At 71.6% G+C, this 19976-nt stretch carries 20 protein-coding genes; 9 read left to right on the top strand and 11 right to left on the bottom strand.

Going from position 1 to position 19976, the window contains the following annotated elements:
• The 4 genes from ABFS34_09020 to ABFS34_09035 form a co-directional block, all read right to left on the bottom strand.
• The coding region (locus ABFS34_09020; GenBank protein ID MEN8375576.1) for a DUF3179 domain-containing (seleno)protein at window positions 1-347 on the bottom strand (347 nt) is incomplete at its 3' end.
• Between the two features lie 147 nt (window positions 348-494).
• Window positions 495-2018 carry a S41 family peptidase gene (locus tag ABFS34_09025; protein ID MEN8375577.1) on the bottom strand — a complete coding sequence of 508 codons (1524 nt, stop codon included), beginning with the start codon at window positions 2016-2018 and terminating at the stop codon, window positions 495-497.
• The gene (locus tag ABFS34_09030) at window positions 2015-3277 is read right to left on the bottom strand and encodes a tetratricopeptide repeat protein (GenBank protein ID MEN8375578.1); all 1263 of its coding nucleotides are present in this window, start codon (window positions 3275-3277) and stop codon (window positions 2015-2017) included. The genes ABFS34_09025 and ABFS34_09030 overlap by 4 nt, the downstream gene beginning before the upstream one ends.
• Window positions 3278-3337: 60 nt before the next feature.
• Complete coding sequence (locus tag ABFS34_09035; protein ID MEN8375579.1) at window positions 3338-3778, bottom strand: hypothetical protein; 441 nt, start codon at window positions 3776-3778, stop codon at window positions 3338-3340.
• 80 nt (window positions 3779-3858) lie between these two features.
• Between ABFS34_09035 and ABFS34_09040 the strand changes: the two genes are divergently transcribed.
• Together ABFS34_09040 and ABFS34_09045 are read left to right on the top strand one after the other, a co-directional pair.
• Window positions 3859-4170 (top strand): DUF167 domain-containing protein, encoded by a 312-nt coding sequence (locus ABFS34_09040; GenBank protein ID MEN8375580.1) that lies wholly within the window; start codon window positions 3859-3861, stop codon window positions 4168-4170.
• Window positions 4163-5125, top strand: coding sequence for an alkaline phosphatase family protein (locus ABFS34_09045; GenBank protein ID MEN8375581.1), 963 nt, complete (start codon window positions 4163-4165; stop codon window positions 5123-5125). The genes ABFS34_09040 and ABFS34_09045 overlap by 8 nt, the downstream gene beginning before the upstream one ends.
• Window positions 5126-5144: 19 nt before the next feature.
• Here the strand turns inward: ABFS34_09045 and ABFS34_09050 are convergent, their stop codons facing one another.
• Both ABFS34_09050 and ABFS34_09055 read right to left on the bottom strand, forming a co-directional pair.
• Window positions 5145-5903, bottom strand: a complete 759-nt coding sequence (locus ABFS34_09050; GenBank protein ID MEN8375582.1) for a hypothetical protein — start codon at window positions 5901-5903, stop codon at window positions 5145-5147.
• On the bottom strand, window positions 5900-6796 hold the full coding sequence (locus tag ABFS34_09055) for an ABC transporter ATP-binding protein (GenBank protein ID MEN8375583.1): 897 nt from the start codon (window positions 6794-6796) through the stop codon (window positions 5900-5902). The genes ABFS34_09050 and ABFS34_09055 overlap by 4 nt, the downstream gene beginning before the upstream one ends.
• 117 nt (window positions 6797-6913) lie before the next feature.
• Here ABFS34_09055 and ABFS34_09060 point away from each other — a divergent pair, with 117 nt between their 5' ends.
• Window positions 6914-8737: an ATPase, T2SS/T4P/T4SS family gene (locus tag ABFS34_09060; GenBank protein ID MEN8375584.1), complete on the top strand. Its 1824-nt coding sequence runs from the start codon at window positions 6914-6916 to the stop codon at window positions 8735-8737.
• On the opposite strand, the gene ABFS34_09065 is transcribed toward ABFS34_09060, so the two are convergent.
• The gene (locus tag ABFS34_09065; GenBank protein MEN8375585.1) at window positions 8662-9390 is read right to left on the bottom strand and encodes a hypothetical protein; all 729 of its coding nucleotides are present in this window, start codon (window positions 9388-9390) and stop codon (window positions 8662-8664) included. The genes ABFS34_09060 and ABFS34_09065 overlap by 76 nt on opposite strands.
• A 247-nt stretch (window positions 9391-9637) precedes the next feature.
• On the opposite strand from ABFS34_09065, the gene ABFS34_09070 reads away from it, so the two are divergent.
• Genes ABFS34_09070 through ABFS34_09085 form a run of 4 tightly spaced genes read left to right on the top strand, consistent with a single transcriptional unit; the run spans window position 9638 to window position 14652 of the window.
• Window positions 9638-10393 carry a hypothetical protein gene (locus tag ABFS34_09070; GenBank protein ID MEN8375586.1) on the top strand — a complete coding sequence of 252 codons (756 nt, stop codon included), beginning with the start codon at window positions 9638-9640 and terminating at the stop codon, window positions 10391-10393.
• Window positions 10394-10400: 7 nt separating this feature from the next.
• Window positions 10401-12155 (top strand): DUF255 domain-containing protein, encoded by a 1755-nt coding sequence (locus ABFS34_09075; protein MEN8375587.1) that lies wholly within the window; start codon window positions 10401-10403, stop codon window positions 12153-12155.
• Window positions 12152-13276, top strand: coding sequence for a hypothetical protein (locus ABFS34_09080; GenBank protein ID MEN8375588.1), 1125 nt, complete (start codon window positions 12152-12154; stop codon window positions 13274-13276). Before ABFS34_09075 ends, ABFS34_09080 begins: the two co-directional genes overlap by 4 nt.
• Complete coding sequence (locus ABFS34_09085) at window positions 13255-14652, top strand: acyl-CoA reductase (protein MEN8375589.1); 1398 nt, start codon at window positions 13255-13257, stop codon at window positions 14650-14652. The genes ABFS34_09080 and ABFS34_09085 overlap by 22 nt, the downstream gene beginning before the upstream one ends.
• 36 nt (window positions 14653-14688) lie before the next feature.
• Here the strand turns inward: ABFS34_09085 and ABFS34_09090 are convergent, their stop codons facing one another.
• Window positions 14689-14889 carry an AbrB/MazE/SpoVT family DNA-binding domain-containing protein gene (locus ABFS34_09090; protein ID MEN8375590.1) on the bottom strand — a complete coding sequence of 67 codons (201 nt, stop codon included), beginning with the start codon at window positions 14887-14889 and terminating at the stop codon, window positions 14689-14691.
• A 406-nt stretch (window positions 14890-15295) separates the two neighbouring features.
• Here ABFS34_09090 and ABFS34_09095 point away from each other — a divergent pair, with 406 nt between their 5' ends.
• On the top strand, window positions 15296-15952 hold the full coding sequence (locus tag ABFS34_09095; GenBank protein ID MEN8375591.1) for a lytic transglycosylase domain-containing protein: 657 nt from the start codon (window positions 15296-15298) through the stop codon (window positions 15950-15952).
• A 70-nt stretch (window positions 15953-16022) separates the two neighbouring features.
• Here the strand turns inward: ABFS34_09095 and ABFS34_09100 are convergent, their stop codons facing one another.
• From ABFS34_09100 to ABFS34_09110, 3 genes are all read right to left on the bottom strand, one after another.
• The gene (locus ABFS34_09100; GenBank protein MEN8375592.1) at window positions 16023-17549 is read right to left on the bottom strand and encodes a HAMP domain-containing sensor histidine kinase; all 1527 of its coding nucleotides are present in this window, start codon (window positions 17547-17549) and stop codon (window positions 16023-16025) included.
• A 20-nt stretch (window positions 17550-17569) separates the two neighbouring features.
• Window positions 17570-18319, bottom strand: coding sequence for a hypothetical protein (locus tag ABFS34_09105; GenBank protein MEN8375593.1), 750 nt, complete (start codon window positions 18317-18319; stop codon window positions 17570-17572).
• Window positions 18320-18437: 118 nt separating this feature from the next.
• Complete coding sequence (locus tag ABFS34_09110; protein MEN8375594.1) at window positions 18438-19199, bottom strand: hypothetical protein; 762 nt, start codon at window positions 19197-19199, stop codon at window positions 18438-18440.
• 200 nt (window positions 19200-19399) lie between these two features.
• On the opposite strand from ABFS34_09110, the gene ABFS34_09115 reads away from it, so the two are divergent.
• Window positions 19400-19951: a cytochrome c3 family protein gene (locus tag ABFS34_09115; GenBank protein ID MEN8375595.1), complete on the top strand. Its 552-nt coding sequence runs from the start codon at window positions 19400-19402 to the stop codon at window positions 19949-19951.
• Window positions 19952-19976 lie beyond the last annotated feature (25 nt).

Raw genomic sequence — 19976 nt, forward strand, 5'->3', positions numbered from 1 at the left:
AGCATGAGGATCTGCACCGGGTACGCTCGGGTCTCATCGCCCTGACTGACCACCACGACCGGCTCGCGGTCGCCCAGCCAGCCGCTCGTCGACTCCTGCGTCTCGAACCCCGGATCGGTGAGCGCCGGAATGGCGTTGCGCGGACCGAACCGGTAGAGCGAGTCGGGATCGACCGAGAACGTGTCGAAGTCGGTCCGCCATTCGGACCGGATCGGACCCATGCGGTCGTTCGCCTGAGCCACCAGGCCATGCGCGCCGGCCAGCACCATCGCCAACACGGCAGCGGTGGCACCAATTGCGCTGCTTGCGCGAATCGATGGGATCTTGGCGGCGTTGTGTCGCCTCATGCTCGATTCTGTGGGAGGCCGTTCAAGCGGATCGTTCGCGGGCGTCCCCCGCTGGGCCGCCTGGGCGGCCCGACCCACAACCACACATGGTGGATGCAAGAATCGCGGCTGCGCGGCAAGTGTTCCGGCAGCGGGTCGTCCCGGGGGTCAGCGGCTGAGCACCTCCAGCCCGGCCAGGACGTCGACGTCGGTGGACAGCCTCAGCTCCAGGCCGGCGTCCTCGCCCCAGCGAACCTCCGCGACCCTCGCCGCGAGCAGGGTCGCCATGGTGGAGGACGCGTCCGACTCGGGGTCCGGGAGCGGCCCCAACGCCGCCCGCGCCGACTCCATGAAGGGCTCGAGCAACGCCGTCCCCCAGCGGTCGGGGTTGGTCAGCCATTCCGCCCGGCTCTCCGGCGACTCCGGGAGGGTTTGCGCCACGCTGTCCGCGACCGCGAGCTGAAGGTCCTGCTCCAGCGCCGCGCTCCACCAGGCGGGCGGCGCTCCGGGCCTCTCCACGGGTAGATCCGGGGCCACGCCGCCGCGCTCTTCTTCGCCGGGCGCGCCATCCTCGTCCGCCGCCCGCCCCCGATCCGGTGAGCCCGCGTCCTCGCGGTAGGCCTCGATGGTGCGATTGCGGTACTCCCGCTGCAGGCTTCGTCCTGAGGGCGTCCAGATCCGGCCGATCGTAAGCCACACCACGTCCCCGCCCGGCAGAAAGAACGGCGCCTGCGCCAGCGCCTTGCCGAAGGTGCGCCGCCCGACGATCACCGCGCGTCTGTGATCCTGGAGGGCGCCCGCCACGGCTTCCGAGGCGCTCGCCGACGAGGCGTCCACCAGGACCACGAGCGCCATCCGCTGGAAGGGTCCGGCGCGGTCGAGGGAGGCCTCGGCGTTGGTGTCCGCCTTGCGGCCGAACATCCGGAAGACCACCGCGCGTTTGGGCAGGAACAGGCCCGCCACGTCGAGCGCTGCGTTCAGCGCTCCCCCGGGATTGCCCCGCAGGTCCAGGATCAGCCGATCCGCGCCGTTATCTCTCAGGCGCTCGATGGCGTCCCGCAGCTCCTCACCCGCGTCAGCGCGGAAGCGGGTCAAGCGGAGGTAGCCGGTGCGCTGGTCCAGCAGGCGGACGTTGCGTACCGACCGGGCGTTCGGCCGCTTGCGCTCGAGGCTCACCCGCAGCGTGTCGGGCTCGAAGCGCGGGCCCCGCTCGAAGGCCAGGGTCACCTTCGTGCCCTCGTCGCCGATCAGCTCCGCCTCCGCCTCCACGGCGCTCAGGCCGGCCACCGACGTGTCCGCGACGGTCAGGAGCCTGTCACCCGGGCGCACGCCCGAGCGGTCGGCGGGCCCACCGGGATCGACCGACAGCACGACGATCTCTTCGCCTACCCGCTCGAGCGTGATGCCGCACCACGCGGCCTCGCCGGCCTCGAACGCCGCGCGCTTGTCCCACGCGCCGCGCTCGGCGAAGTAGCTGTGCGGGTCCAGCGAGCGTAGCACGCCGTCGATCGCCGCCCGTACCAGCTCGCGGTAGCTCACCGAGTCCACGTAGTTGAGGCGGACGTGGTTCAGCACCGAGGAGAAGTTCTGCAGCTCTTCGTAGGCGGGGTTCTGGCCCGCCAGCGGCGCCGTGCAGACGGCCATGCCGGCCGCCGTGACCACCAGGGTGGCGCGCCTGAGGAGGCGGGTCACTGCTTCATCGCGTCGAGGCGCGCGCGCGCGTCCTGGATCTGCTGACCCAGCCGCGCGGGGGCGCGCTCCACGAACTGCTCGAAGGCCTGGTAGGCCCCGTCGCCGTCTCCCAGGGCGACTCGCACGAGGCCCAGCAGGTACAGCGGCCGCGCGTCCCGGGGATTGACCTCCTGGGCCTGTTCGAGGCTACGGGCCGCCTCCTGCCGCTGCCCCGCCCGGTACTGCGTCAGGCCCAGCTCCATCAGCAGGCTGCCGTCTCCCGGGTTGGCGTTGACCGCCCGCTGGCGCTCCTCCAGCGCGCGGTCGAACCGGCGCTGCGCCTCGAAGATGTTGGCCATGTGCACGTGGGCCATGAACAGCGACAGGTCGCGCGTGAGCGCGTCGGTGAAGTACTCGATGGCCTTCGGGTCGTCGCCGGCCTCCTTGTGCAGCACGCCGAGGATGAACTGGTAGTCGCCGGTGTTGAGCGGGGCGTACACCAGCGAGTCCACCAATTCCTGCCGCAGCGACCGCTCGACCAGGATCTCGAAATCCTCGATGGCGGGCTCCCAGTCGCCCACGTGCGCCGCCGCCAGCCCGTGGAACCAGAGGATGCCCTCGTTGAGGCGGTCCTCGCTGCGCCTGTTTCCACGCAGGTCCCGGTTCGTATCGATGCCCGCCGTCGACCGTGCCGAGCGATTCGTCATCGTGTTCTCCCGAATCGTCGACAGTCGCTCGTACGCTCTCTCGTACCGCCCCAACTGGAAATCCTCGTAGCCTCGCACCCAATCGTCGTACAGACCGGACCAGAACTCGTCGAAGGCCAAGTACGCGTTCTTCTTGGGCAGCACCGCTCCCATGATCTTCTTGTCGACGAGCGGATCGAGCATGATCGCGCGCCGGTAGCGCCGATCGGTGTCCTCCAGGATCTTCTGCTGTTCCTCGTCGCGATCCCGCACGTCGAACACCGCGTCCCACAGGTCGTCGTCGCGCGCGAAGGGAAGGAACGCGAGCGCGAACTCCGGGTCCGCGAAGCGCGGCTCGATGGCGGTCGCCTCCAGAAACGACGCCTCGGCCTCGTCGTACTTCTTCTCGCTCCACCACCCCAGGCCCAGGTTGTAGTGCGCGGCGGCGTCGTTGGGGCTCTCCGCCGCCAGTTGCTCGAGCCTCTCGCGGGACAGCGGGAGGGAGATGCGTTGAGCCAGGACGGGGGTGGCGAGTAGCAGCGCGAGTAGGGCCGGGATGGCGGGCCGGACGTTCGTGTTGGCTGGGTTCTTCATGGGCGGATGGACTCCTACGGTGAAGCGTATGCGAGATGTTGCAACCCGGGCGGGGGAGGGTCAGTCGATGATTCGGTTGACGATCCAACCTGCGAGAAACGCTCCGGCGACGGCCGCGAGCGGGTTGCGCTCGACGCGCGCCGCCAGGCCGTCCAGGCCGCGGTCACGCAGGGGCCGTCCCAGCACGGTTCCGAGCCGGCTCTCCACGGCCTCGACGTGGTCGGCGAGGTGGAGCGTCGTCCGGCCGGCCTTGCTCTGCGCGGTCCGCGCGCCGGCCCAGCGTCTCATGAGGCCTGCCGCGCCCGTGCCGTCCAGGGGGTCGCCCTCGTACGGATCCGCTTCCTTCCAGGGATCGGGGCCGTCGGGCCTGGGGTCCACATCCTCCGAGCCGGGAGCGTCCGGGCCGGCCCCTTGCGGAGCTCCCTCCCGAGCGGTTCCATCCGACTCCTCGGGCGACGCCCCGGCCGTCTTGGTGTCGAAGTCGGGGAAAGCTTCGGGCATTGCTCACTCCGTAAGGGTGATGCGGACGATACAAGAATGACCGGCGTTCCCCTGATTCGCCAGCTTTTCCGCCAGGTGCGATGACGACATCGGCGATCCCCGTCCGGGTGGGCCCGGACCGCATCCGCTTTCGCGTGCGCGCTGTGCCGCGGGCTTCCCGCACCGAGGCCGCGGGCGTCCACGGCGACGCCCTGCGCGTGCGGCTGGCGGCGCCACCGGTGGACGGCGAGGCGAACGCCGCGCTCACGCGCTTCCTGGCCCGCGCGCTCGGCGTCTCCAGGTCGGCGGTCACCGTCGCCAAGGGCGCGTCGGGCCGCTCCAAGCTGGTGGAGGTGCTCGGTGACGTCGACGCGCTCCGCGCGGCCTTGGCGCGCCTGACGGCCGATGCGTAGACGCGCGCTTCTGGTCTTTCTGGATGGCGTTGGGGTGGGGCCGGCGGATGCTTCGGTGAACGCCACGCTGGTCGCCGATCTGCCCACCCTGGACGGCCTCCTGCCGGAGCGGCCGAGCCGCTCCGCGCCGCGCCAGACCGGGGCCGCGGGGCACGCCGCCGCGGTGGCGCTGGATGCGGTCCTGGACACGCCCGGGCTGCCGCAGAGCGGTACCGGCCAGGCGGCCCTCCTGACCGGGGTCAACGCCGCCCGCCGCTTCGGCCGCCACTTCGGTCCGTGGACGCCTGTGTCGCTGCGACCGCTGGTCGCCGAGGAGAGCCTGCTCGCGGTCGCCGCGCGCGCGGGTCGCTTGGTCGCCTTCGCCAACGCCTACCCGGAGGAGATCATCTCCGCGGTGGGGACGCGCCGCCCGCCCATGCCGCTGCGCGCGGGGCCGGTCATCGCCGCCCTGGGTGCCGGCTTGCTCACGCGGTCGACTCCGGCGCTGGAGCGCGGCGACGCTATCGCGAGCGACATTACCAACGGGGGCTGGCGCGAGCACCTCGGCCGGGCGGACGTCCCGGACATCGGCGCCGCGGCCGCTGGGCGCAACCTCGCACGCATCGCGCTCGACCACGACCTGACGCTGTTCGCCCACTACTCAACCGACAAGGCCGGACACGCGGGCGAACTATCGGCAGCGGGGCGTAGCCTGGAGCGCGTGGATGCCTTCCTGGGCGGGCTCCTCGCCGCGCTCGACGGGTCCGTCCTGGTGGTGGTCGCGAGCGACCACGGCAACATCGAGGACGCCCGCGCGGGGCACACGCGCAACCCGGCGCTGGGACTGGTCGTGGGAGACGGTGCGGGGGCCTTCGCCGAGGGCCTGGGGGCGATAACGGACGTGGCGCCCGCGCTGCTGCGCGCCGTGGGGGTGGAGCCGTCCGCGCCCGCCGAGGACCCGGCGGCGGCGTCGTAGCCCGAGGACGCGCTCGGCCTCAGACGTCGCGCAGCATCAGCGACACGGCGGTCAGGGCCGCCAGCAGTCCCGCGTACCCCGCCACGTACCCGAACGCGTCCCACGGTATCGGCTCCACGCCCGCGAAGGCGCCCTCCAGCGCGTGCAGCGCCCCCTGGGGCGGCAGCACGAGCGAGAAGAACCGGCCGACGCCCCGGGGCACCGCGTCGGCCGCCCCGCTGCGCAGCGCGCCGTGCCAGAGGTGCGCCAGCGCGGCGAGCACCGCGGCGCCCGCCGCGTCCGCGCGGGTCCACACCGACAGCAGCGCGGTGAGGCTCCCGTACGCGAGGACGTAGGCCCCGGCCAGCGTGAAGGTCGCCGCGCCCGCCCAGGTGCCCAGCACGAGCAGGTCGAACAGCGGCAGCACGGCGGCCGACGCCAGAAACGCCAGCGCGCCGAACATCCCGGCGCGGGTGCCGTAGACGAACCAACGGGGAACCGCGCGAGCGTGTACGAGGCGAGCGCGCGAAGGGACGCGGCCGCCCCACGCCAGGCCCGCGCACAGCGCGATCGCCGCGAACAGGGGGAAGCGTCCCACGGTCCAGCCCAGCAGCAGCACGGCCGACACGAGTGGGTAGCCGCCCAGGCGGAAAACGTCGTCCAGGCTGGGGTCGGCGGCTCCTCCGGCGGTGGCGGACGTGGCCCACGCTCCGGCCAGGAAGAGGACCCCCACGACGCCGACCAGCACCAGGCGTGCGCGCGCCTCGGAGGCCGCGAGGCGGCTGACCGCGCCGATCATCGCGCCGCCTCGAGTGCCTGGCGCAGCCGCGCCTCGAGCGGAGACCCATTGGGCTCCACGCGGGAGATCAGGGCGCCGCCCTCCAGGAGCTCGCCCAGGCGGCGGGCAAGGTCCCGGGGCCCCTCCACCGAAATCGTCGCCAGCGCGCTGGGCCGGTCGGACCCGGTCCAACTCCCCAGCAGGGGGTGGGCCTCGGCCAGCTCGATGCTGTAGGAGCTGGGCGTGCGGTCGACCGCCGCGGGAGCGATGACGTCGCGCACGGCGCCCTTCTCCAGCACGATGATCCGGTCCGCGAGGCGCGCGGCGAGGGCGGCGTCGTGGGTCGAGAGGAGCACCGTGGCCCCGGCCGCGCTCCGCTCCACGACCCAGTCGTTGAGCGCCCGACGGCCGACCGGATCGAGACCCTGGCCGGGCTCGTCCAGCGCCAGCAGCCGCGGCCGGCCCAGCGCCGCCTGCGCCAGGCCCAGGCGCTGCAGCTCGCCGCGCGAAAGTCGGTCCGTGCGCCTGTCGCGTAGCTCCCCGAGGCCGAAGCGAGTCTCGGCCTCGCGCGCCATCTCGGCCGGCGCGTCCGCTCCGGACAGCCGAGCCAGGTCGCGGAGCGTCGGCCCGACCCGCCACCTCCCGGGCAAGTCCACGCGTTCGGGCAGGTAGCCGGCGCCCCACTTTCGCACCCAGCGAGCGGGCGTCGCGCCGTCGATGTCGAGCTTCCCGCCGCTCGGCCGCAGGAACCCCAGGGCGAGCGAGAGCAGGGTGGTCTTGCCCGCGCCGTTGGGGCCGACGACCGCCGTGACGCCGGGACCCGCGTCCAGCGTCACCCCCGCCAGGGCGCCCCGCGGTCCGAAGCGCTTGCGCGCCTCGACGAACCGCACCGTGGGACCCGCGCTCGTCGCCATGGGCGCAATTCTAACAGGTCGGCGCGGAAAGCGGCCGCACCGGGCGCCGCCCGCGCGCCGCGGACCGCGCGCCGCGTCTGCCATGGGGTCGCCCGGGCTCCGGCCGCATGCTGCCGCGTGGCCGATTCCGGAAGGGCGGGGGATGGGGGTGCGCAGACGCGCGTCCTGGGGCAGCTTCTGCTGACGTCGGGCGCGGTGAGCGCGGAGGAGCTACGCGCCGCGCTGACCGAGCAGCGCTGGACGCGCGAGCGCCTGGGGGAGGTGCTCGTAAGGAACGGCACAGCGCCCGAGGAGGTGGCGCGCGGGCTCGCACGGCAGCTTCGTCTGCCCTACCTGGAGGGTCCGCTGCAGGCCGATCCGGACGCCGTCGGCGCGGTGGACGTGGCGCTGGCGCTACGCGCCCGGGTCGTGCCCCTGCGCCTGGACCAGGGTCGCCTGATTGTCGCGGTGGACGATCCGCTGAACGCCGGCGCGCTGGACGACCTGCGCTTCCGAACCGGCCGCCGCGTGGAGCCCGCGGTCGCGGCTCCCGGGACGATCGACGCGGCGCTGGCCGCCCTGGAGGCCTCGGCCACGAGGCCACCGCAGAATGCCCCCGCCCACCCGTCGGAGACAGCCGCGTCGACCGCGCCGCGCGCCGGCGTGGCCAGCCACCCGGTGCGCGCGTTGTCCGCGCCGGGCGTGATCTCCATGGTCGAACGACTCCTGGCGGGCGCGTGGGACGCCGGCGCGTCCGACGTCCACGTCGAACCACGCGCGGATCGCCTCCTGGTGCGCGCGAGGGTCGATGGGGAGTTGCGCGAGATCATGCACTTTCCGGCGGCCGCGAGCGCCGCCGTTGTGTCCCGCCTGAAGATCATCGCGGGCCTCGACATCTCGGTGAAACGCAGGCCGCAGGACGGCCGCGCCACCGCGAGCGTCGGCGCCCGCGACATCGAGCTGCGTGTTTCGACCCTGCCCACGGTCGAGGGAGAGAAGACCGTCCTGCGGCTGCTGGACCCGGCGCACGCCGGCATGGCCCTTGGGGAGTTGGGGCTTCCGCCTCCGCTGCGGGTGCGCCTGGACCGGATCCTCCTGCGCGCGCACGGGAGCCTGCTGGTGACCGGCCCCACCGGGAGCGGCAAGACCACGACTCTCTATGCCATCCTCGGATCCATCGACCGCGAGCGCCGCAACGTGGTCACCCTCGAGGATCCCATCGAGTACCGGCTGGCGGGGCTGACCCAGGTCCAGGTCCAGCCGCGCTCCGGGCTCACGTTCGCCTCGGCTCTACGGGCTGTGCTGCGACAGGATCCCGACGTGGTCATGGTCGGAGAGATGCGCGACGCCGAGACGGTGGAGGTGGGCATGGCCGCCGCCCTGACCGGCCACCTGGTGCTTTCCACGCTGCACACCAACGATGCGCCGTCGGCGGTGTCACGGCTCGTGGAGATGGGCACCGCGCCCTACCTGGTCGCGGGCGGCCTGGCCGGCGTCCTGGCCCAGCGGCTGGTGCGTCGACTCTGCAGAGGGTGCCGTAAGCCACGGACGGCCAGCGCGGACGAGCTCGCGGAGCTGGGACTGCCCGCGCGGGCCACGGACGTGCTGGACGCGGTGGGCTGCGACGCGTGCGACGGCCGCGGCTACCGCGGCAGGACGGGGATCTTCGACCTGGTCGCCGTGGACGCCGCGGTTCGAGACGCGATCCTGAACCGGGAGGGTCCGGACGGCGTCAGGCGGTGCGCCCGCCGGGCCGGAGCGGCGGGACTGGCCAGTCACGCGTGGCAGAGGGTGCGGGAGGGCGATACTTCGCTCGCCGAAGTCGCTCCGTTTCTGGTTCTCCTGGCCGACGAGTCGGGCGACGCCGGCGAATTCGGGGAGACGCGTCAGGGGGCTGGTGCCGAGTCGCCCGTCTGCCGCAGCAGGCGCTCGATCGGGTCGGGCGCGCGCGGAAAGATGTAGCGGTCCGAGATCCTGTTCAGGCTCGTGCGCACCGCGGGGAAGAGCCGGCCGCACCGGTGCAGCACGTCATCGAGACCGTGCGCCGCGGCGACCCGAGAGCGCGCGGCGGCGCGATAACCCGCGGCGCCCAGGGACTGGAAGTAGTCCATGCCCGGCGCCCCGCGCCGCTGCACGCGCATGGTGACCCGATCGGGGAATACGCCGGTGAGCCACAGCGCGACGTCTCCCATGTGCGCTTGAAGCAGGAACTCGCGATGGCCGCTCGACGCCTGTATCTGAGCCAGGAGGTCCGTCAGGTACGAGTGCCGGCACCCATCGTCCTCCACGCACGGCCCGCGCTCGCCTCGCCCGTAGTCGACGAGCAGCGCCGCCACGTAGTCGCTCAGCACGCGATCATCGACGCCGCCCTCGAGCAAAGCGTGCCTCGCCGCGACGTACAGAAGCAGGGCCAAAGGGGGGCCGTCGCCGGCGCCGCCATCGCCCGCCAGGAGCTCGTTCAGCACGCGCGGATCGTCCAGCACGTCGTCCAACCCTTCGCGCGCCAGGCGCGCCTCCGCCTGCGCCTCCGACTCGTCGTGGACGACGCGGAGGGCCACGAGGGCCGACTCGATTTCCGGCGCGCCGAAGCCGGCGCGGACGTTGGGCATGATCACTGGTTGCCTCCCTGTGGCCATCCGGCCGACGCGCAAGGACGCTTCCTTGCCGCCTACCAGAGCCGGATCTAGCTTCGGGGAGCCGTGCGCCGTGCGGCACACAGAGGGGTATTCGTACCTCTAATGCCCACTTTCCACGCTTGTCAACGATGTTGACGGCGCGCGCGACGACCGATTTTCGTACCGCGCCCGGGCTCGAGTTGATCCCGGGCGCGATTGTCAGGGCTCATCCACGCACGAATTGTCCATGACCAACCGCGCCCACTTCCCATGGCGTCTCCGACCGGGATCGGCGGCCGTCGTCGCCCTCTCGAGCGTCATCGCCTGCGCCTCCACGCCCGAGCCGGAAGCCCTGAGGGACGGCGTGCTGGCGCTCGCCCAGAGCGCCGGCCCGGAGGCGTCCGCCGAGGCCGTGGCGGAGGGAATCAACTCTGCCGGAGCCGACTTCGTCGTGCTCCGTGCGGGCGCCGACAGCGCCTGGTATACCGACGTCGCTCAGCTCACTTCGATGGAACTCTCCGGACCGGGGATCGACGAGGGAATGGGGTTCGGCTACCTCTCCCTCGTGGCCCCCGTGGGGGATACCACCATCGCCATCCCGGTCGGCGAGGACGACGCCATCGTCATGCACGACGCGCTCTATGATCTGGGGAGCGGGCTCTTTCTGGACATAATCGCCTTCCGCGCCGATTTCACCACCGATCCGCAGGCGCTCGTGCACGCCTTCCTCGAGTACATGGCGACCGACGTCATGACCACCGCGCCGCTGCTCCTGGCCGTCGAGGCGCCCGAGCAGGCTTTGGCCGACACGCTGGAGATCCTGCTGCGGCCGTCCTTCGTGCCGCCGACCAGGTGCGCCGAGGGCGGAGCCGAAGACGGCGTGGACAACGTAGGCGGCCTGCGCTTGTTCGTCGGCACGCCCGCGCAGATCGGCTGCTCGGAGGTTTCGCGCCCCGCCGGCGACCGGGACGCGCTCCTGACGCGCCTGCTCTTTCGACAGTGACGCGGCCGTGACGAGCGACGGGATCGAGTCACCGCGCGAAACAGCCGTCGCGCCCCTGGCCGTGGTCCCGTGGCGAGGGTGGGGCGAAGCGGCGTTCGCCGAAGCGGCGCGCGATTCTCGTCCGATCTTCCTGACCCTGCAGACGTCCTGGTGCGCCTGGTGCAGGCGACTCGAGACGGAGACCTTCGCCGATCCGCGGGTGGTCGAGTTGCTGTCCGAAGAGATCGTCCCCGTCAGGGTGGACGCCGAGCGGTATCCGCACGTGCGCGACCGTTACATAGGGGCCGGCTGGCCCACCAACGCGCTGCTGACGCCCTCGGGCGGGGTGCTCTGGAGCGGCCCTTTCGTGGAGGCGGACGCGCTCCTGACGGCGGCGCGCGCCACGCTTTCTGCCTGGCGGCAGAGCGGCCCGCAGTTGGAGGCCGAGTTGGAACGCAGACGCGCGGCCATCGACTCGGCGCGCGGTCGGCGAGCGGCGGGGGGCATGCCGAGGCGCGAAGCCGCCGACGACATCCTGACCTACCTGCAGGATGATTTCGATGACCGCAACGGAGGGTTCGGAGGCGAGCCCAAGTACCCTCCCGTGGCGGCCGTCGAGTTCCTCTATCTGCAGGCCTCCAGACTCGGCGCGCCCGCTTTCGGGGACATGGCGGACCGCACCCTGGACGGCATGCTCGCGGGGGCCATGCGGGCGCCGGAGACGGGGGCCTTTCACCGCTACGCGCTGGCCGAAGACTGGACGCGACCCAGCTCGGAGCACCTGCTCGGGGTCAACGCGGAGCTCGCCCGCTGCTACGCGCTCGGCGCCTCGTACAGGGGCAGAGCGGACTGGGCGGAGGCCGCGGAAAGCGCCGTCGGTTGGGTCGAGGATGCGCTCGCGCGTGGCGACGGCCTGTACGGCGGCAGCGTGGCCGCACCGCCGCTGCCCGGCCTCGCCCCGGCCGCGCCGGAGGGAGCTCGAGGCCGGCCCCGTGACGCGACCGCCTTCGCCGACGCCAACGCCGCCTGGGCCAGGTGCCTCGCGGACGCCGGCGTCGCGCTCGGGCGCTCGGACTGGATCGAGCGGGCCGCGGCCACGGTGGAGCGCGTCGCGCAGGAGTTCGGCGTCGAAGAGGGGTTGCCGTCGCATTTCCTGAGCGAAGACGGCCAATCGGGAGTCGGTGAGCGGCTGCTCGTGGACGCCGCCGAGGTGCTGGCGGCGTTGACGGCGGTGGCGAGCGCCGCGGGCAGCGGCGCGTTGCTCCGACGAGCGGCGGAATTCGCGCGCGTTTTAGGCGCCGGCCTGTGGAGCGACGAGGGTGGGTTCCTGGAATTCACCGGGGACACGCGCGGCCCGCTCGGTCCCCCCGACCGTCCTTTCCACGAGAACGCCACCGCCGCGCGGACGCTCCTGGCGTTGCACGCGCTGGACGGAGCGCGCGGCTGGCGCACCCAGGCCGAGGTGATCCTGGCCTTTCTCTCTCCCGTCGCCGCGCGTTACGGCATCGACGGGGCCGCGTTCGCGCTCGCCACCGACGAGTTCTTCGAGCCGGCGCCGCTCGTGGTGCTTCGGGAGGAAGCCGATGCGGGCGAGCAACCGGGCGCGGCCGCGCGCGGCGTGCCGGGCGTTCGCATCTGGCGGCTGACCGAGGACGTGGAGCTGCGGCAGCGGGCGTTCGCGGCGGACGGCCCCCCGGAAGCGTGGGTGTGGGGCGGCGGCTCCTGGGCCGGACCCTTTTCGGCCGGAGACGATCTGAGGCGACGGCTGGTCGCGGAAAGATGAACGGCGCGGAGGCACTCCGGGACGAGCTCCTGCGGCTGTTCCGAGAGGGCGCCGGGGCGCGATCGACCGACGAAGACTTCGACCGACTGGCGCGCGCCGCCTTCGCGCACCAGTACGCTGCGAGCCCGCCGTACCAGATGTTCTGTTCCCGGCGCGGCGTCACGCCCGATACCGTGACCGAATGGCGCCGGATTCCGCCGGTGCCCGCCAGGGCCTTCAAGGACCTGACCTTCGTGAGTGGTCCGCGCGGTGAGCGCTCGGCGGTCTTCCGGACGAGCGGCACGACCTCCGGCGCGGCGCGCCGCGGCACGCACCACGTGCCGGATCTCGCGCTCTACGACGCCTCCGCCCTGGCCACCTTTCGGCACTTCGTGCTACCCGGTGGCGTTCGCTGCCGGATCGTCTCCCTGGTTCCGTCGCCGCGCGAGGCGCCGGACTCCTCGCTGTCGCACATGGCGGATACCGTGATGAAGGCCGAGGGCGAACAGGGGAGCGGGTGGTTCGCAAGCGACCGCGGCCTGGACTCGGAGGGCCTGCTCGCCGCTCTGGGCGAGGCCATCGACCTGGGTGCTCCGGTGCTCCTGCTGGGCACGTCTCTGGCGCTGGCCGCCTGGCTCGAGAGCCTGCCGAGCGAGCGATGCCTGCGGCTGCCCGAGGGTTCGCGCCTCATGGACACGGGCGGCGCCAAGGGCCGACGCCGCGCGCTGTCGGCGGAAGCGCTCCGTGCCGAATACGTGCGCCGGCTCGGCATCCCGGACCACGCCTGCGTCAACGAATACGGCATGACGGAGCTGTGCTCCCAGTACTACGACCAGTGTCTCAGGGCCGGAGCGCGCGACTCCACCGACCTGAAGGGCTCCGCGCCGTGGTTGCGGCCGGTGGCGGCCGACCCGGACACGCTGGCCCCACTGCCGGACGGCGAAGTGGGCGTGTTGCGGCACGTCGACCTGGCCAATCTCGGCTCGATCATCGCGGTGCAAACGGAGGACGTGGGACGGGTGGTCGACGGGCGCGTCGAGCTGATGGGGCGCGCGCGGGGCGCCGAGCCGCGCGGGTGCTCGCTCGCGATGGAGCTTCTGCTGGAACGGGCGGACACGCGATGGGCTCGCGCGGACTCGTAGACGCGTTCCACCTGCCGGGGCTGGCCGACGACCCCGCGCGTCCGTGGCTGGAGCTCGACGCCCCTGGCTCGGGGACGCTGGCCCGCGCGCCGCGCCTGCGCCCGGTCGACATCGCGGCCGTGTGCCGGCGACTGCGCGCGGCTCGGGAGGCCAGGCTTCCCGGAGGCGACACCCAGGGTGTGATTGAGACGATTTCGGCCGCCGCGTCCATCCTGCGCGAAGAGGCCCTCCAGGAGGACACCGCGGCGGCTATCGCAGGCTTGTCCGGCGTGTCGCGTCCCATGTTCGAGCACGTTCTGACCCGGATGGCCGAGGGTTGGACCGCGGAAGCGCTGCGCGGCCTCGTGGCCGCCGAGTTCGGCGCCGAGGCGACGCCCGCCCGATTCGCGCCGGACCCGACCAGACCCGGGGTGCGCCGCCGCGTCGTCGCGCCCGAGCTGGCGTTCCACGTGTTCGCGGGAAACGTGCTCGGGGTCGCCGTAACTTCGCTCATCCGGTCCCTGCTGGTGGGCAGCGCTGTCCTGGGCAAGGCCGCCCGCCGCGAGCCCGTTCTGCCGGCGCTGTTCGCCCGAGCCCTGGGGCGCGTGGACGCGGCGCTGGCCGAGTGCGTGGCGGTGACCTGGTGGCCAGGCGGCAGTACCCAGCTGGAGTCCGCCGCGCTGGACCAGGCGACGCTGGCGGTCGTGTACGGTGGGGAAGAGACGGTGCGAGCCGTGCGAGCGCTGGCGCCCGCGCGGGTTCGGCTCGTCGAGCACGGCCCGGCGATATCGGTCGGTTTGGTGTTTCGGGACGCGCTTTCCGAGCAGGGGGCGAAAGCAGCGGCGCGCTCCGCGGCGCGCGCCACCGCCGCCTTCGACCAGCGCGGCTGCACGTCGCCCGTGGCCGTGCTGGTCGAGGATGGGGGCGCCGTCTCGCCGGCGAGGTTCACGGAGCTCGTGGCGGACGAGCTGGCGGGCCTGAGCGACACCCTCCCTCCCGGACCACTGGGCCCCGCAGAAGCAGCCCGCCGTCGCCAGGTCCTCGACGCCGCCGAGCTCCGGAGCGCCGAGAGCGGTGCCCCGGCGCTTGCCGGGTCCGGTTGGGGCGTCTTTCTGGATCGTGAGCTGCGACCCGAGGAGTTCTGCACCGGACGGGTGCTCCAGGTGGTGCCCATGTCCAGCGTAGAGGATGGACTCCGCCTGGTGGGTCGCCTGGCGGGAAGCGTTCAGACCGCGGGAGTAGCCGGCGGACCCGCGCACGTGGCCGAGGCGTTGGCCTCTTTGGGGGTGTCGCGGATTACCGGTTTGGGCGACATGCCGTGGCCGCCCCCGGCCTGGCGCCACGACGGCGGCCTGCCGCTGGGAGAGCTCGTGCGCTGGATCGACCTGGAGATCTAGTGTGCCGGCGCGGACTTCTGCAACGGTGCACTAGCCCTATTCCGGCTCGTCGGCCTCCCGCTGCTCGGCTCGCCACATCACCAGTTGCCGGGTTCCCGACGAGCTTTCCTCGACGCGAACGGTCAACGAATCCCCATCCTGCAGGGCCATGTCATCTCGCATGTCCTGGGGGATCGTGATGCGGCCGCCCACTCCAACCGAAACATCGCCGTAGTACAAGGTGCGATACAGGGCCATCTCGTCGTCCTCCTGCCGCTAACCGGCACAGCCGCGCGCGTCCGAGAATCGTAATGAATAAGGGATCGCGCCCATCGGTTGCAACCTACGCGCGCGCACGCACACGCGCGTGAAAGGTGTTGCAGCGTTTGCACGATGCAACACATCCACTGGATCAATTGGTAGCGGAAAGGGTATTCAAGGCAACCGAGAACCATTCGAGTTTTCTCCGTAAGTATCTAATCCTAAACAACTTCAAGCTTTGTAACGAGCGCTCGAACAGGGTTTCGGGTACGGGCTTTGCCCCAGTACAGGTTGCATTTCTCGGCGTCCGCGAGGGCGCCTTGTGAAAAATGAGAACAAGGTTGGTATACATATGTCTCCCTCGAACGAACTGCATGCCCACTGGGTGCGCTGGAAACGTCGGGTGACCTTGGTGGGTGCGGCCGCGGCCGTCGTCAGCCTGACGATAGGCCTGCTCGGCGTCGCTCCGGCGTTGGACGCCCGGCCGGCTGAACCGGTGCACGACGTGTCGACGCTACTGGACCGTGTCCAGGAGGTTGAAGGGGCGTTCCAGGGCGCACAGGACTACTACGACGAAACCGTCGCTCCGATCGAGCGCGTCTTGCTGCAGTATCGAGACGACCCCGCGCTGGTGGGGAAAATCGCCCGGTCGGTGGTGCAGGAGGCCAACGCGGCGGGCCTGGAGCCGCGCCTCCTGGTGGCGGTGATGCTCGTGGAGAACCCATGGCTCGATCCCGCCGCGGAGAGTTCCGTGGGGGCCGTCGGGCTGATGCAGGTCATGCCCGTCCACGAGGGCGAGTGGGACGGCTGCGTGCCCGATCTGCGCGAGATCCGCTCCAACATCTGTCACGGAGCGCGCATCTTCGCGCACTACGTGAACCGTGCGAACGGCGACGTGGACCGCGCCCTGCTTCGCTACAACGGATGCGTACGGGGGACGAACACTCCCGATTGCCATCGCTATCCGTACCACGTGTACGCACGCGCGGGCAGGGCCAGCATGCAGGCCTGGCTGGCCGCGACGCCGAGCTCGCGAGTCGGTTCGGCCGCGGCGCCCTGAGGATTCTCGCAGGAAATGTTTCGGGGGCGGCCGGCATCTGCCGGGCGCCCCCTTTTTTCGTGTCGGCCGATCAGCCGCGCGCTCCTTTGGGGGTCTGGGGCGGGAGCGCGTGGTCGGCTCCGTTGGCGATCATGGGCTCGGTGCGCACGGTGCCGTGCGGCTGGCGGACCGGTATCTCCAGCGAAAAGCAGGTTCCGCCACCTTCCTCGCTCTCAACTCCAATGCTGCCCCCGTGGGCCGTGACGACCTGCCGCGCGATGGCCAGCCCCAGTCCGCTTCCCAGCCGTCGCGCCTCGCGGCCGACCTGATAGTACTTGTCGAAGATGTGGGCCACCTCGTGCGCGGGAATGCCCACCCCGGTGTCCTTGACGGAGATCCGGACCATGTCGCCCTCGGGTTCGGCGGTCAGCTCCACGCGCCCGCCTTCGCTGGTGAACTTGAAGGCGTTTGAGAGCAGGTTGCCCAGCACCTCGTTGCGGAGCCGGTCGGCGTCCCCCGAGATCTTGGTCGGGCAGTCCTCGCGGAGATCGACCACCAGCTCGATGCCCTTCTGCGCCGCCAGCGCGGAGAAGCTCCTTCGCACGCCCTCGAACATGTCGTTCAGGGCCACGTCCGCGATGTGGATCTCGAAACCGCCGGCCTCGATGCGGCTCGCGATGAGCAGTTGATTGACCAGGGCGCCGAGCTGCCGACTCTGCTCTTGCATCGTGTGCAGGATCTCCCGCTGGGGGTCGGGGATCTCGCCGTACATGCCGGTTTCGAGCAGTTCCGCGTAGCCCGATATGACGTTGATGGGCGTCTTGAGGTCGTGGCTGGCCATGCCGATGAATTCGGCGCGCACTCGCTCGAGCTCGGCCAGTCGACCCGTCATCGTGCGAAACGCGCGCGAGAGGTCGCCGATCTCGTCGGTGCGGCCGTATGGAAGGTCATCCGGCACCTCGAATCGGCCGTCGATCACCTTGGCGGTGGCCGCCTGGAGGTGGCGCAGCGGGGTCGTCAGGGCGCTGGTGGTCCACGCCCCGAGCAGCGCCACCACGGCCAGCGCACCGATCAGCGTCACGAGTACGGTCGTGGCGGCCGCCGCGCTGATGCGTTCCGCCCTCAAGACGTCGTCCCGCGCCCGTCTGTCGATCGCCCCGGCGAGAGCGTTCAGCGAGTCCATCGTCATCGCCAGCGCCGGCTTCACGTCGTCCAGCTCCGCGGTGGCCTCGCGGAAGTCGCCGTCCTCGACGAGCCGCCGAATAGTGGTCGTGGAGCGCTCGATCCCCGCCACGCGCTCCGCCGACGCGCTGGCGTCCGCCGAGTAGCCCAACTCGTCGAGGCTGCCGAGATGCACGCTGGCTTCAGCGAGGTATTCGGCCACCTCGTCCCGCAGGGTGGGGTCGGGCGCCGCCACGTAACCGCGCAGCGACCGATCCAGCTCGGCGACGGAGCGCTGAAGTCGGCCCAGGGCCAGATACGCCGCCGCGTGGCGCCCGCGCAGGCGCTCGGTGATCTCCTGCAACTGGGACAACTGGCTCGCCGAGTAGGCCGCCGGAATCGTCAGCAGCACCGCGATGCCGAGGAGGGTGAATACCAGGCGGCGGCGGACGGTCATCGGGCCGGTGAGATCGGTGCTCAGGGACGCAGCGTGCGGCGAATGCGCTCCAGCTCCTGCTGCTGGATGGACACCCGCTCGCGCAGAGCCCGGACCTGCTCCTCGAGCTCGGTTACGAGGCTCGCCAGCGAGTCCCGCTGCAGCTCGACCGCTGCGATGCGCTGTGGCACGGTAGGCACGTCCAGCGTCGGGAGCGATCCCGCCATGCCTTCCGCCCCGGCCGGAGTCGCCGTCGTGTCCGCCGCGCTCAGCGCGGCCTCCAGGAGCACGAGACTCGCGCCCGCCGTCTCCGCTTTGCACCCCTGCCCTGCGCGCGCCACTTCGGCCGCCGCCTCAGTCAGCATCCGAGGGTCGGGGACGGGCGCTCCGTGTTCGCGGGACAGAAGGAACAGCGATGTACCCGCCGAGCGCAGCGTGGAGGTGCGGTTCGTGAGTCCGAGAACGTGCGCGGCCATCGCTGCGGCGACGTGCGGGCGTCGATCGCCGTTGCGCGGGTCGAGGTGGCTGGCGGCGAGCAGCAACAAAGCCGTGTGGCCGTCCTCGGTGGCCGGACAATGGGCGTATACCCAGCCCAGGTCCGTCCGCACCGCGCTGAAATTGCCCAGTTCGAGGGCCGCGACGCCCGTGGCGAGGCGAGCCACCGCGTCGGCTTCCGGGGAACCCGGTACCGGCCCGCTGTCGGGGGCGCCGCCGCGGGCGCAGGCGACGCAACACAGCGCCACGAAGGCGGCGGAGTGCGCCGTACGCCTTGGGGTGGAAGAGCTCTTCATCAGCATCTCGGGACCGCGCGTTGCATCCGGACGAAGGCGTGCGTGGGTGCCGTTTTCATCGGCGATGGAGCCCAGAAATCTACGCGCGTCGTGGGTCGGCGCATAGGGTACCGCCGGATCACGACTCGAGGAGCGGCGTGTCCTCTCCCCCGGACAGGTGCCGTGCTTCGCGTCCGTGTTGCTCGATCTCCTCCACGATCCTTTCGACGAGCGCGGACAGCGCCCGTCGCCGCTTGTCGACGGCTGCCTTGAACAAGGCGCGGGCGGCGAGGTAGCTACCTGCTATCACCACCGTCGGAATCAAGATGCCCACGAGCGCCGACCCCAGAACGCCGCCCAGGGCGCCGCCCATCCCGAGCCCCGCTCCGCCACCGACGCCACCCATGATTCCGCCGAACAGGCCGCCGGCCAACCCCCCCAGCCGCTCCTCGACTCGTACCAGCGTGTTATCGCCCTCGGCGCTGACCAGCACCTGCAGCGAGCGGGTGTTGCCGTGGGCGTTTGAGCTCCACGTGAGCGTCTCGCCGACGGCGCTCGCCTGCCCCGGTGCGTCCGCCGCGCTCACTATGATCGGCACGAGCGCGTCCAACGAGTCGCGCGGCAGAGTACCGGATACCAGGCGCTCCATCATCAGGACGATGGGCCCGCCCGCAACCTTGGCCCACGCGCCGTCGTTGGCGCCGGCCTCCAGCTCGGCCGCGGCCGTGCGCAGAACCGTCGGGTCTATCCCCGCCTCGAGGGCGATTTCCTGCAATTCGGACAGGGTGAGCCCATCGCGGGCAGTCGCGGCCCGGCCGGAGCTCTGCAGCTCGGTTGCACGCTTCAGGATCAGGGAGACTTCCCGGTCGGAAAAGCGACGGGGCGATTTGGAAACGTCCATGGCTGAATCTAAGGCGGGGGCTCGGCCGCGGCAGTCCCCGGGCGCCGCGCAGACATGCGTGGGAGGCCGCGACCGGGCCCGCCTCGTGCGCGCGCGGGTTGCGACGCCCCTGAGCCCATCCCATGTTGGCGCCGAATTTCCGGGCGGCCCGCTTCGCACTTGGTCCGACGCCGCCGACTTCCGAGCGATCCAGGGGTGCGATGAACCGAGGGAGGGGTGCGGTCCTCGCGGTGGGCGTGGTTGCCGCGCTCGCGGGGGCCGGACTGATCGCCGCGCAAGGCGACTCCGAGGCGAGCCAGACGGCCGAGGCGGCGCCGGCCCAGGATACCGGCCAGCCCATCGCGTACCCCCACGATGTCCACGCCGGCCAGTTGGAAATCCCCTGCATGTATTGCCACTTCTCCGCGGACCGATCCGTGGACGCCGGCATCCCGCCGGTGGCGACGTGCGTGGGGTGTCACGCTCCGGGCGGCGTGCCCCTGGCCGCCGCCGACCGGCCGGAAGTGCAGAAGCTGATCGACTACTGGAACCGTCAGGAGCCGATCCCGTGGGTGCGCATCCACGACCTTCCTGACCACGCGCATTTTCCCCATTTCATGCACGTGAACGCCGGCCTGCAGTGCCAGGAATGTCACGGGCAGGTGCAGGAGGTGACCCAGGTAGAGCAGGAATCTTCGCTGCGCATGGGTTGGTGCATCGAGTGTCACCGGGCGCGCGGCGCGCGCACCGACTGCTCGGTGTGTCACTACTGATGGCCGCCCGGAAGCCAGGGGCCCG

This window comes from Gemmatimonadota bacterium (assembly GCA_039715185.1).
Lineage (GTDB): Bacteria > Gemmatimonadota > Gemmatimonadetes > Longimicrobiales > RSA9 > DATHRK01.

Bases quoted from the DNA above. Each gene is read 5' to 3' on its own strand.
- ABFS34_09030 (MEN8375578.1), bottom strand. From the start codon at position 3,277: ATGAAGAACCCAGCCAACACGAACGTCCGGCCCGCCATCCCGGCCCTA.
- ABFS34_09035 (MEN8375579.1), bottom strand. From the start codon at position 3,778: ATGCCCGAAGCTTTCCCCGACTTCGACACCAAGACGGCCGGGGCGTCG.
- ABFS34_09040 (MEN8375580.1), top strand. From the start codon at position 3,859: ATGACGACATCGGCGATCCCCGTCCGGGTGGGCCCGGACCGCATCCGC.
- ABFS34_09045 (MEN8375581.1), top strand. From the start codon at position 4,163: ATGCGTAGACGCGCGCTTCTGGTCTTTCTGGATGGCGTTGGGGTGGGG.
- ABFS34_09050 (MEN8375582.1), bottom strand. From the start codon at position 5,903: ATGATCGGCGCGGTCAGCCGCCTCGCGGCCTCCGAGGCGCGCGCACGC.
- ABFS34_09055 (MEN8375583.1), bottom strand. From the start codon at position 6,796: ATGGCGACGAGCGCGGGTCCCACGGTGCGGTTCGTCGAGGCGCGCAAG.
- ABFS34_09070 (MEN8375586.1), top strand. From the start codon at position 9,638: ATGACCAACCGCGCCCACTTCCCATGGCGTCTCCGACCGGGATCGGCG.
- ABFS34_09080 (MEN8375588.1), top strand. From the start codon at position 12,152: ATGAACGGCGCGGAGGCACTCCGGGACGAGCTCCTGCGGCTGTTCCGA.
- ABFS34_09085 (MEN8375589.1), top strand. From the start codon at position 13,255: ATGGGCTCGCGCGGACTCGTAGACGCGTTCCACCTGCCGGGGCTGGCC.
- ABFS34_09090 (MEN8375590.1), bottom strand. From the start codon at position 14,889: ATGGCCCTGTATCGCACCTTGTACTACGGCGATGTTTCGGTTGGAGTG.
- ABFS34_09100 (MEN8375592.1), bottom strand. From the start codon at position 17,549: ATGACCGTCCGCCGCCGCCTGGTATTCACCCTCCTCGGCATCGCGGTG.
- ABFS34_09105 (MEN8375593.1), bottom strand. From the start codon at position 18,319: ATGAAGAGCTCTTCCACCCCAAGGCGTACGGCGCACTCCGCCGCCTTC.
- ABFS34_09110 (MEN8375594.1), bottom strand. From the start codon at position 19,199: ATGGACGTTTCCAAATCGCCCCGTCGCTTTTCCGACCGGGAAGTCTCC.
- ABFS34_09115 (MEN8375595.1), top strand. From the start codon at position 19,400: ATGAACCGAGGGAGGGGTGCGGTCCTCGCGGTGGGCGTGGTTGCCGCG.